Origin of the sequence: Sinorhizobium sp. BJ1 (assembly GCF_002531555.1) — a bacterium.
Taxonomy (GTDB): domain Bacteria; phylum Pseudomonadota; class Alphaproteobacteria; order Rhizobiales; family Rhizobiaceae; genus Sinorhizobium; species Sinorhizobium fredii_B.
The window spans coordinates 47,414-59,482 of the sequence record NZ_NWTH01000036.1; the positions used below are offsets into that span (position 1 = coordinate 47,414).

Annotated in this window: 5 protein-coding genes and 2 pseudogenes; 5 read left to right on the forward strand and 2 right to left on the reverse strand. The window is 58.1% G+C overall.

Annotation, left to right across the window (positions count from 1 at the left end; genetic code table 11):
• Nucleotides 1–25: 25 nt before the first annotated feature.
• Nucleotides 26–328 (reverse strand): annotated as a pseudogene (locus CO676_RS37060) (ABC transporter substrate-binding protein); the annotation flags it as partial.
• On the opposite strand from CO676_RS37060, the pseudogene CO676_RS36400 reads away from it, so the two are divergent.
• From CO676_RS36400 to CO676_RS28865, 3 genes and pseudogenes are all read left to right on the forward strand, one after another.
• A pseudogene (locus tag CO676_RS36400) lies at nucleotides 328–516 on the forward strand (ribonuclease activity regulator RraA); the annotation flags it as partial. The pseudogenes CO676_RS37060 and CO676_RS36400 overlap by 1 nt on opposite strands.
• Before the next feature lie 364 nt (nucleotides 517–880).
• A complete protein-coding gene (locus tag CO676_RS28860; RefSeq protein WP_014763169.1) occupies nucleotides 881–1,072 on the forward strand; it encodes a hypothetical protein in 192 nt (63 codons plus the stop codon).
• Nucleotides 1,073–1,678: 606 nt separating this feature from the next.
• The gene (locus tag CO676_RS28865; protein WP_144340215.1) at nucleotides 1,679–5,284 is read left to right on the forward strand and encodes a LysM domain-containing protein; all 3,606 of its coding nucleotides are present in this window, start codon (nucleotides 1,679–1,681) and stop codon (nucleotides 5,282–5,284) included.
• 321 nt (nucleotides 5,285–5,605) lie between these two features.
• On the opposite strand, the gene CO676_RS28870 is transcribed toward CO676_RS28865, so the two are convergent.
• Entirely contained in the window at nucleotides 5,606–6,469 is an 864-nt protein-coding gene (locus tag CO676_RS28870; RefSeq protein WP_097523619.1) for a LysR substrate-binding domain-containing protein, read from the reverse strand.
• Nucleotides 6,470–6,619: 150 nt separating this feature from the next.
• Between CO676_RS28870 and CO676_RS28875 the strand changes: the two genes are divergently transcribed.
• The gene (locus CO676_RS28875; RefSeq protein WP_097523620.1) at nucleotides 6,620–7,255 is read left to right on the forward strand and encodes an NAD(P)H-dependent oxidoreductase; all 636 of its coding nucleotides are present in this window, start codon (nucleotides 6,620–6,622) and stop codon (nucleotides 7,253–7,255) included.
• A gap of 699 nt (nucleotides 7,256–7,954) precedes the next feature.
• Nucleotides 7,955–12,069, forward strand: a 4,115-nt coding sequence (locus tag CO676_RS28885; protein ID WP_144340216.1) for a hypothetical protein, incomplete at its 3' end; no start/stop codon positions are given.

Below are 12,069 nucleotides of genomic sequence, written 5' to 3' on the forward strand. Positions count from 1 at the left end.
CGGAGTGCCACCCGTTCCGAAAGGGTCAGCGGTAAAAAATCGACTTGAGCTTGATCTCGTTGCCCGCCTGTACATCGGGCGTATAGTTCACGTCAGATGCTACGCGTGCAATCGTGACCATGTGGAACAGAGGCACGATATTGACAGCATCGACCGCGATATACTTGAACGCCTCCTGGAACAGGCGCTTGCGTTCCTCCCCGGTGGCTTTTGAGGCGTCGGCAATCAGGCTGTCGAGTTTGGGGTCGTCAATCGTCGAGGTGTTGCCGTCGCTGGTAAACCGGTTCGCCAGAGTGAAGACCGCGTCGCCCTCGGCGTTGTCGATCTGCAGTCATTGTCATTCCGCGAGAATATGTCAACGAAATCGCCGACGAAGCCATCGCCATAGAAGAGCAGGAGGAATTCCTCAAAGCTGAAATCGAGTCAGGCAAGCCGACGCTTGGGGTCTACCCGCCAAACGCCGAGACACTAGAGCGATACGACTTTTGGCGAAAGTCGCGTTCAGCGGCTGTGTGACGGATGCACCAGCATTTTTGGCTCGAAGACGGATCGTCACTCATGGTCATCGGCAGGTGTTTGCCAATTTCGGCGCACTTCAAATTGGTTTGACACCGTGGTTATCCATAGGAGCCAGCACTTGGTCATGATCGAAAGAAGGCCGAGCGCTTTTTGCGGCCGACATGGTGGGTGGAGTGGCTGCCCTTTTAGGTCTGAGGACATCGGGTCGATGCGATTGCCGTGCTAAACCTTCCCGTGGTTACCGTATTGAGCGGTTCCACCGAACTCGAACTTGTCGGCATTTGCTGGTAGACAGCACGATAGATCAGAGGGCACGGGCCTTGAAGCTGTGCTCGGTGCGGATGCCGCGGGGACGGCTCTGATGACTACTGGCGCCAAGGATGACGGCATATGCGACGACGATCTCGACTGGCTATGGCATGACAACCGCATCTACGGGATACGGTTCGATATCGGTGATCCCGAAAAGCAGGATTGGCGCAGCGACCTGGTGTTCGACATCGCCTTCATCGCCGAGTGCCTTTGCGAAGCTTCTGGAAAAGCTTCCGCGTAGCGCCAGCGACGCTGACGTTTCACGATGTCGCTGATCTGCAGCTTTCCATAGATCACGGCGACAGTGACGGTAGAACCGCGATGAGTGAACTGTCGATCGACAGGGCAACGCGCGAGCGATTGGCGCGACCATTCGGGTTTTGGCGTTGGACGATCAGCTTGAACTCGCCTCCAGGCGGCAAGATCGCGTTCTGTGCCAGCGGGTACTCTCAAGAGCTTCGAGCCGATCCGCGCGTTGTGAGGGAGCAACGCCTACCGCGCGGCGATCCCTGTTAAGCCCCGCGAGGGTCCGGCAATCGTGATGAGGCCGTCGCGATTTCTTGATCGATCAATGCGGAAAGATCGTTCCAGAGGGGCAGAACCAGCCCGACATGGCGCCCGATGTCGATGATCTCCTGATAAGCGATCGGCGTGATCGCGACTCGAGCGTTGCAGAGAAGTGGAACGCAGGCGTTGAGCCATCGATGCTACCCTGACTTGAGGATGCTACTTGACATGCACGTTCTGATTTGGTAGCCGGCGAAAGAGGGCGGTTACACCGGGGCGATGACTATGATGGAATGAATCCGATCAACTGGGTCGGAGTCGCCAAGGCCGGAGTATTCGGTTGACACGGATAGGAACAGACTTCCCCCTCTCTTTGATCCTGCGCACGTCGGCGCTCAATCGCGAAGCAGAAACGAAGTTTCGTTCGTTGCTGCGCAATGGCGCTTCGGTGAAAGCGTCGCCCGTGCCACAGGCGCCACAGCGCACCAACGCCCCAGCAGAGATCGAAGCGGCGATCACGAAAGCACAGGCGTCGCAGCGCCATGCGGAAATGTTGCACAAACCGTTTGGAAGGAAGCAGCCGGGAAGCGACCCGACGGCCTGGAACCTCTACGCTGCGCAGAAGGCTATCGCCAATCAGGACATGGCAAAGGCCGAACAGGCGATCGCGGCCGGTTTGCGGCGGCTTTACCGCGGCGACGCCAGAAATGCAGGCGTCACCGAAGCTGCCGTCCACGAGATCGCCTATCGATACCGTGACGATCCGCAGATTCAGCGGATCGTCGCCAAGGCGTTCGAGACGGCCAAAACGGAAACGCCCACCCAGCGCGCGACAAATGAGAAGCTTCATGAGGTCAATCGGGCCGGTGACAAGCTCGATGCACTGCTTGCCGACAAGGCTGACAAGAAGCCGGTTTCCGACAGGGATCTGCAGGGCGCCTCCGATGATCTCGACGCGCGGCGCAAAGAGCTGCTGGCGGCAGCGACAAAAGAGCTCGAGGACACCTATAAGGGGCTGCCAACCACAGTTCTGCTCAAGGACCTCGACCCGCTGGGCTATGCGCAGCGCCTGGTCTACGACCGCTACCTCAGTGATCCGGAACTGAAGAACGCGACCGATGCGGCTCGCATCATCCGCGAAGTCGGCGAGGCTCCGGAAGAGAACCGAATGCAGAAACTCGGCGAGCTGACGCCCAAGTCGCTCGATCCGACCGTTCGCCGCGTCGTGATGAGCGATCCGCGAGTACAGAAGGTGATCGACAATTACGTCGCCAACGCCAAGACGCAGGTCGACCAGACCTACCAGAAGGAAGGGACCCTGCCGGCGGCGGCCAAGCTGCGCGAGGTGGTCGATCCGAAAAACAATCCGGCGGTGACGCCGGAGATTTCGGCGCGCATCATCAACGAGGCGTTGCCTGGAACGATCACCGATATCGTCAAGGATATCAGCCCGGGGGGAAGCACCCGGTGGTCAAATGATGTGAGAATGGGCACGGTTCAGGTCGATATCAACCGTGTGGCTGTCGATCTTTCGGCAGCGGTTGATTTCGCAGCTGCAGGCTCAGACCCGATCAATAGCCGATGGGATTCCGATTCGATCCGGAATGCCGTCCAGGGAGTCGGCCACCTGGTCGCCACCATTCCGAACGCACCGCTTCAGATGATGGGCTTCCAGGAGGCGGTGGCTAATGGCCATGTGACGCTGGCGCTGGAAACCATAACGCAGATCAAGAACCTCGACCGCGGCGACCTACCCCCTGGCAAAGACTTCGATATTTTCGAACATAACAGGGGCGCGATCCTCGACCGTATGCTGCTTGCAGTAGAGCAGGGCCTGGGGCAGTTCCAGAAGAATACCAAGACCGAACTCGAGGGTGTTCAAAAGAACCTCTCGCCTTTCCTGGTGCCGACAGATCGCTACGGCACCGCGATGACCGAGGAACAGTTGCGGGCCGGCATCGAGGCGCTGGGCAAGAACAATCCAAAGATCTTCGAGACGATCGGCCAAGACCGTAAGAAGCTGGACGATCTCGGCTATCGACTGATCCGTTCTAGTGAGGCCGTCCAGTTCTACCGCAACGAACTCGGCGGGTTAGATGGCTACAAGGAAGTCGACGGCGCGCGCGTGAACCTGATGAGCCAACAAGAAACGGCGAGCGCCCTCTTCCTCAGTGACTCGGCCACCCGGCGGGTCGCGACTCAGGCCGCCCGCAAGATGCTCGGCGACTCCTGGGAAGCGGCCGGTGCTCCGCTGCCGCAAAAATACGGCCTCGGGGCGCAGTTTTTAGGGGATTTCACCGAGTTCCTGGCGGAAACCTACGTCGTAAAGGGCGTCGCGGGGGGTGTGAACGTCCCCGGCGTTCAGGCATCGCGCATCGCGCATTTGCCCGCGCTGGCCGGTCCCGCCATATTTGCCGTCGGTGGTGGCCTGCAGGCTGCGCTGACCGCCTATCTTTACGACAACGTCAAGTTCGACCAGGACCAGCAGTGGCGCAAGCCGATCTTGCTCGGACTGGTCGGCGGCTTCGCCGCCTTCCACCTGGCCGAAGCGGGCATGGCGATGGCGCGCTTGCGCCCGCATATGTTCGATCAGTTGCCCCGGCTGCGCGACGCTTTGGCCGAAAATGCGCCTTGGATCTACGTGGAGCCCGGCAGCAAGCGCGACATGATGACTCGTGCAGTAGTTGAGGCGACCACGCCGCTGGTCGGCACTTTGGCTGGGATGATGGCCGTCGCTTTCGTCTGGGACGCGTCGGGCGTCTGGTACAACGCAGGCAAAGACAACGTCAAAGCATGGACACATGGCGCTAATCTCGCAAGCGATACAATCCTGCTGCGTTTGCAGACACGCGAACTGGCGAAGAAAATCCTCGAATCGCCAATGCTGCGCAACGAAGTCTACAAGAAAGTCCTCGGCAAGCTGGCCACGAGCAAGGGGCTAGACCTCATCGAACGGGCGTTGTTCAGGATCCCGATCCTCGCTTCCAACCCGATCGGCTGGCTTGTCAATATCGGCTATTTGACGACAACGATCGTCAATTGGGCGGTCGACCAGAACCGCTCGCAGAACAAGCTGGAAGGCCTCGAGAAGACCTTCCTGATGGGCGCGGGTATCACGGAACCGCAGGCCGAGGTGCTGAAGAGGCACGGCTGGTGGACAGGCAGTTCCCAAGCGAACGGCTTCGCGTTCGCCTATCATTTGATGGGCGGTGATCCGGAGAAATTCATCGACTACGTCAACGGCATCCCGCCGGACAAGTTTGAAGATACCATGAAGGCGGCCGCTGGTCTCTCTCCGGAGAATGGCGGAGAGGTGCCGTATTCGCAGCCCGGCGTGGCGTTGCTCCGATTGCCGCCCGATCCGTCCCGGGTCAACGTCCAGCTCTATTCCAACATCAAATATGACGCGGAGAAGAAACGCTGGGAAGACCCTGCCACCGGAATGGTTCTTCGAGATGGCGACGAGCGCTGGCGCTACGATCACGATCTCGGCGTGCCACCGGTCACTGTCGAACATGGTTCGGGCAGGCGAGCCGTCTACGAGTACGATCCGAGGACCCACGTCACCGAACCGAGAGTGACCTCGATGCCGATCAGGCCGCTCAGCATTGAAGGCCTAGAAAATTGGCTGAACGCGCACGGTGTGCCGGGTCCACATCACATGGACGTCGTGCCGCTGAAACCGGCGAAACCGCTTGAACCGGCGCCCCCTCCAGTCGATAGGCTGAACGTTTATGAGGTCAAGCGGGGCGACAGCATCTACAGGATCGCTGGGAACGATCATCTCATCGTCGACGAGATCTACCGCCTTAACCCCTGGCTGGATGACAGGCTCGAGCAATGGTCGCAGCTCGGAGGCGGGACGCGCGGTCGGAATCCAAATGAGCTCGTAGTGGGAGACAAGCTAACGCTGCCGGAGGGCTACAAAGTCGAACACACAGGATAGCGGACTGCTTGACCCCAAAAAATCCTCCCTTGGATACGTCGCAAGCTGCGGACTCGCGACGTAACTACAGGTGCATTGGGCGCAATCGCTCCACCGGACTTCGCCGGATGCTTAACCGGCGTCGCGCTGTTCCAGTCGCCGACCTGCGGCTTTGCCTGCCTGCATGCGAGGTCGTTTCCATGCTGAAGACGACCGCACCAATCGCGATCCGCCTTTGTGGTGCTCGGCGTGGTCGAAGTCTTCCTGCACTGGAAGGAGCGCGGCCGGCCTGATCCTAGATCTAGGAACGGGTGAACGAAGTTATCCGAACCCTTTCTAACACTAAGCGGTATCTTCTCGAGAAGAGGGGGCAGTGCCCCGGATCATGTCCGCCAATGTCCGCACTGCGCCGAAAGACTTGGCCTCATTCACGGCAATCAAAAACTCAGCATCGGGAAGAACAGGTAGGCCGACTTCTGGTCCTAGTTCGACCAATCCGCCACAGAGCGAGCTGCGTGGCAGGGGTGTCACGGCCAAGCCTGCAAGCGCGGCAGCTCGAACACCAGCGATGCTCGGGCTAGTGTAAGCGATCCGCCATGGCCGCTGACTCTCCGCCAGCGACTCGATCGCAGCTTCGCGGTATGGGCATGGCTCTGGGAAAAATGCGAGCGGAATTGGCTCCGGGGACACAATTCTATCGTGTTCGGCGAATGCCCAGACGAGCGGCTCCCGCCAGAGCCGCCATCCGCGGCCCTCGCCACGACAGCGGCTGCCAATCACCACATCAAGGCGCTCATCGTCGAGTGCTGTGAACAGGTTCGTCGGTATTCCGACGTCAACTTCGAGGAGTACTTCAGGATGCAATGCCTTGAACCGCCGTAGGGTGCGTGGGAGCCAGGTGCTCGCAAGATCCTCCGACGCCCCAATCCTGACCTTGCCGACGAACCGCGAAGCAGCGACACCGGCATGAGCATCTTCGTTAAGACGCAGAATGGCGCGCGCGTAGCCCAACAGCCTTTCGCCTTCGGGGGTGAGGGCGACTGAGCGTGTGCTCCGGGTCAGCAACTGACATCCGGCCTGATCCTCCAGACGCCTTATTTGTGCACTCACGGCTGACTGAGTAAGGTGAAGCCGCGCCGCGGCGCGGCTGAATCCGCCGTCCTCGGCCACTGCCACGAAGCAGCGCAGTTGTTCTAACTTGAACATTCAGGTCACCTATCGCGAATCGTTCTAAGTGACCGCACTTTAATTCGTTGGTGTCTGCAAAACACCGCTCCTATGGTCCCCCAAACAGTTCACTGCGCCAACCGCAATCGAACTGGTGCGTCGACCAAGCAAGGACCAGAGAGGCAGATCATGACAAGCTTGCTTTACGTGGAATGCTCGCCCCGCAAACAGCGCTCGGCGTCAATCGAAGTCTCGCAGTCATTTCTTGACGCCTATCAGGAAAAGCATCCGGGGAGCACGGTCCAACAGATGAACCTGTGGAATACGGACCTGCCTGAGTTCGACGAAGAGGCCATGGCCGCAAAATATACTGGACTGAGCGGTGGAGTACGAACGTGTTCTCAAGAGGCCGCCTGGGATAGAATAAAGCAACTCGCGCAACCTTTTTCAGCTGCCGACAAGATCCTGTTTGCCGTGCCGCTATGGAACTTCAGCATTCCCTACAAGTTGAAACACCTTATTGATTTGATCTCGCAAAAGGACGTCCTTTTCAACTTCGATGAGAATGGCTTTACAGGCCGCCTCACCGGAAAGAAAGCAGCAGTTATTTATGCGCGCGGGCTCGATTATTTTTCGAGCTCGACGGCGACTCCCCAAGCAGGCTATGACTTTCAACGGCCCTACATGGAGATGTGGCTGAATTTCATCGGCATCAGCGATATCAGCACGATCATCGTTGAGAAGACCCTTTATGGAGCGGAAATCGATACGCAGGCGAGAGAGAATGCCAAGAGAGAGGCAGCAATGCTTGCAAGGGAATTCTAGGTTCTAGCAGGGTAGGGTGCAGGGGCCGGTGCAGAGCCAAGCCACGGGCACTCGCCTTTTTTTACCTTCTACTTATTGCGATGCCTGTGCGTGAGGGAACGGCATCATGCATTGTTATGCCGTGCTGCCTTGGCACCCGCATTTCCCAGGCGACATGAACAAAGCGAGATAACTACCGCTCAGGTTGCCGACATCCTGGAAACGACAGGTTCAAGTCAAGCAACGCTAATAAGTCCCCTGTTCAAGTTCTTTCGAAAATGTGCAGTAACTAATAGTTGCGGCAAACTCTTTTCATCTTGCAAAACGTGTCGTATGGGGTGCACCGCAGAGAGCTGAATACATCAGACGCCTGTAGGTAGGCGCAACTCCACCACGATTGACGCACGCAGGGGAGGTAAGCATGGCGTTCACTTTGGAGGCCGTCGGCCAAAGGTTTCGGTCGAATGACGCGAGCACCAAGCGTGAGATGACGGCTTTACAGGCGCTCGGTGGCAACGAGGCTTACGGGAGACCTCCCGTCCCTGACGGCGTGGACACCAGTTCTCGTATGTTGCCTGGACGTTTCGATCCGAAGCTCGCCCAACGTCCATCCCTGCTTCGGGCCAAATGCCTGTGACCGGCTCGTGCTGGTCACCATCAAACTAAAGATGATGCATAAGTCAGAGGAACCCAGGCGGTGGTCGGGGCGGAGGTGATTTCTTGACGTTCAACATTGGTCGCATCGCGAGATTTTTCCGCAGTATCGAAAATCTGCAGAAGGCGCCGCCGGCGCAGGTATCGACATCCAAAAGCACCTATACCGTGCGCAACGAGCAGACGCCGCAGACAATCGCCAAGGTGCTTGGCCACCGCGATGGTGGGCGCGCTATCGCTGCGGCTAACGACTTGCGCCTGGATCAGAAGCTCGAGGCAGGTGTTGTTCTCGTCATTCCCAAACTTGAAGCCGCTGCGGAACCACCCGAGGCAAAGTTCGACAGATTAATTGCGGCTCAGAAAAAAAAGTTTGAAGCGAATGGATACGAGTATCAAATCAAAATAGTCGAGCCAACCAGCGACAATGGTGACGTCAGAACAGTAAAAATCGTCGATCAGTCCAACGGTAAGGTCATTGCCGCCCACTATGAAGATTTCCAACATGGCGCAACCACGTCGAAGTTCAATGAGGATGGAACGGGGATAACGGAAATCAAGTATAGCGACGGCGCAAGCAGCCGCACCGTCAGCGATGCAAAGACCGGTGAGACAACAACGCGCGTCGAGGATCCAAAGCTTGGGAAGGCCACGGAGAGGGTCTCGTTCAACGGCTATACGCTGACGACCGCTGCGGACGGCACTTCAACGCTGCTCAAGGAAACCGACGACACGCGACTGACCCTCAAGCCGGGGACGCCTGAATTGTCGCTGGCGCAAACGCTGCTGAAAATGAATCCAAACAGCAACGATCCCGCCAAGGCGAAAGAAGGTATCGTCGCCAAGACGGCCATAGATGCGATGCTGCTTGGTCAGAACTATAATGAGTTGGATGCAGCAGCGAAAGCAGCATCGAAAGAGACGAAGGCGGCGATTGAGAAATACGGCGTCGGCCAAACGACGCAACCGACGGAGCCCAAGGCGCCATCCGGCAAGGAATGGGTCCAGGTTGGCGGCCTCTGGATGGATCCCGAGGTCGCCAGGGCCATGGCTGCGGAGAACACAGCGGCAGCGAGCCTGATCGAGACGCAGGCAAAGATCGATCAGGCGACTGAGCAACTGAACGTCTACGCTCTCGATCCCGCCTACAGTACGGCTATTAGGGCTTCAACGAAGATTCTTGACGAGGCCTTGGCCCTACATGACCTGCGTTGGGAGAAACCCGCACCCTTGGGTACACTCAAGCAGGCCCGGCAAAGGCTTTCTGTGGCCGACAAACAGGTCGTGGCAGCCAGTGGGACGTCAAAAGAGTATGCCGAAGCCGAGCGCCTGACCCGCGAGGCCGTGGCCAAGACTGGGACATTGCCCCCTCCCATAGCAAAGGGCGGAACGTACGTTTCCGCGCCCGGTTACAACAGGGGCGAGGCGATCGTTGATCGAAACGCGAAAAAGGCTGAAGTCGATGATCTCTTTGCCCGGGCGAATACCTATACTGCCAGGGGCGACCAGTCTTTCGCCGACTACCTGGTCGGCATGAAGCAGCAGCAGCTTGATGCCACCAAGCCTGCTACGACTGAGAACAAAAAAGCCAGACAGGAACTCGATAACGCCCTGAAGCAGCAGAAGCAGGCGAGCGAGAATGTGCGCGCCGCGGAGACATACGGGATCTACTACAGCGCCAACAAGCAGCTGACGGCCCTGCAGCAAAAGGCGGAGGGCACAACGCAGAAAATTATCGCCGAACATCGGAAGGATTACCCTGATCTACACGATTGGGAAAAGGAGTACACAACCTATGGCGGGGATTATCTTGGCAAGATCCTGAAGCAGGACGTCGTCGAGGATCCAAAAGACCACCAACTATATCTTGAGACGACCTATGAGCACGGCGACCCGAAGCGAGTTCAGCTGACATTCGCACGCAATGACAAGAGGGTGAGCGGCGAGCTTAAGGATCGCGAACTCAATAAGGAATGGCAAAATATTGTCGAAGGTCCGGAGAGTCTTTGCGGGGCAGGCAGCCTCGAAGCAGCGCAGAAAGCCGCCATTTCTGCGATGGAAGACATCAAAAAGATCGAGATCAACAATCTTGATCTACAGCTAGAAGCGCTTCGCACTGATATTCCGCAGCTGAAAAAAGCTCGTGACGATGCTCTTGCCAAGTATGGCGGAAGGAGGCCGGAACCGTCTTCCAATGGAACAGAGCCACCCGCCCTTAATGGCGCTCAAGCCCCAGCCCAGCAATCGGAACACCCGGAGGTCTCCAATGCGCAACGTGCTTTGGATATGGCGATCGCTCAGCAAGATTCGACCGAACGCGCGCTCGAAGAAGCCCGTCAGGCACGCAACCGGCTCGATTTCGCCCTGAGTCAGCCCATCAAGCTGCTTGTTGACGCAGCGTCGGATTCATACGGAAAGGACTCCGAATACGCCTATCTCGACAAGCGACGTCAGCAAGCTCTTGGCGAGTATCAGCTGAAGATTGAGGATCTTTACCATGGCGGTTACACAGAACACTTCAAAGTCGCCAAAACGGGTGAAGGTCTTGATACTACGGTGGCCGGCGTGTTCGGGCTCGAGGTCGGCAGTGATGCCGACACGGTAGGCAAAATTACAGCGGAAATTCGCGAAATCGGCGGCGACTCCGCTCAATACAAAATCATTCCGATGTTCCACGTGAGCGAGCAAGAGGGCAGCCAACAGACAGCGTTAATCGCGGTAAAAGAGAGTGACGCCAGAGTCTATTATGTTGATGTGACCGGCAAGAAGTTCGAAAGCCTCGGCGATTTCCAGGACAACAACAGTCAGTTCGCAGAAGGCGACCGGCTTGTCGTGCCCCGCGGTCTCGACATGAGACGTGGTCGCGACTCGACAATTCCGCTCGAGGTCGTCGACGCGCGCAACTTCACTGTTACAGAAAAAGTGATTGATCCGGTCGTCGGGAGCGTCACATCAGTGGCAGCAGTTGCTTCCTTTGTGCCGCCGTTAGCGCCGGTCGCGGCCCCTGTGGCGATGACTGGGGGTGCATATCTCGGCGGACGAGCCATAGTTAAACAGGTCAACCATCTCCAACACGGCGGCGAGTGGGGTGACACGGAATCGCTGATGAATATGGGAGCGGCGGCGAGCTCGTTCATACCGATGGGCGCAGGCGGGCTGCGTACATTCGGCACGTTTCGCGCGGTACCGGAAATGTCGTTGCTCCAGGCCGGCAGAGGCAGCATCGGAGCCCTTCGGCCGAATACGCCGCTGGCACTCAAGTCCGCGGAGTATATGAGCAACGGCGGTTTGCTGAACCGCGCTTCTCGAATGCTCGACTGGACCTCCCTCGGAATCGGCGTACCGATGACTGCCGTATCGGTGCACGATATTGCGGCGCACGGCTCGGAAATGAAGGGCATTGATATTTTCAATGCGGTCGCCGGCGTTGCCACCGGGACCGTCGGCACTGCGTTCGGCACGCGCGGGCTCTTGATGACCCGGCCAAGAAAGGGTGGGGCTGAAGACGGCGGAACGACCCCTGTCGCAGCACCACAACCGCCAACGAACCTTCGACCTTCGACGCCCGACGAAGAAGGTGTGCTTCGGGAATTGAACGGGTTTGTCGAGTTTGCAAATTCACAGCCTCGACCTCGCAGCCTGTCTGCCGCTGGACGGGAAAAGGAACCGATCGATTTGTGGAACGACTACCGACGGCATATGGGGAATGATCCCGATGCCGCGTCCGAGCGTGTGCTCCGTAACTTGTACAATCTTTCGAATCCGGCCAATTCCGATCTGCTCCAGACCGGGGGCACTGCAGAGCCAATTATTGGGAAGGTTACCTACAGTAAACCCGAAATCACGGCCGATACGGCGGCAGAAGATATCGGCGCGTTGATGCCGGGGCAATTGGCCCGCCTAGAGCCGCGGGAATTGGAGAGCCTTTCTCCTGATCAGGTCGCCGGCATCACGAGAGCAAACAAGGCAAAGCTGAACGATGCGCAACTCGCCGCGCTTGAACGGGCATCGCCTGCAAGCGGAGTAGATGCTCGCCAATTGATTTATTCGACTCCGGATGACGTCTCGCTTGCAGCGTTTGTGGACCGGGCTGCGAGACTGGGCGTTTCGCGTGAGGCGGCACGGTCTCTCTATCAACCGATGGCTCGCGACGACGTGACGGGTTTCTACGATGCGCGGGTTTC

What these genes read in the sequence shown, in the direction of transcription:
- CO676_RS28860 (WP_014763169.1), top strand. Translation starts at nt 881, where the DNA reads ATGACTACTGGCGCCAAGGATGACGGCATATGCGACGACGATCTCGAC.
- CO676_RS28870 (WP_097523619.1), bottom strand. Translation starts at nt 6,469, where the DNA reads ATGTTCAAGTTAGAACAACTGCGCTGCTTCGTGGCAGTGGCCGAGGAC.
- CO676_RS28875 (WP_097523620.1), top strand. Translation starts at nt 6,620, where the DNA reads ATGACAAGCTTGCTTTACGTGGAATGCTCGCCCCGCAAACAGCGCTCG.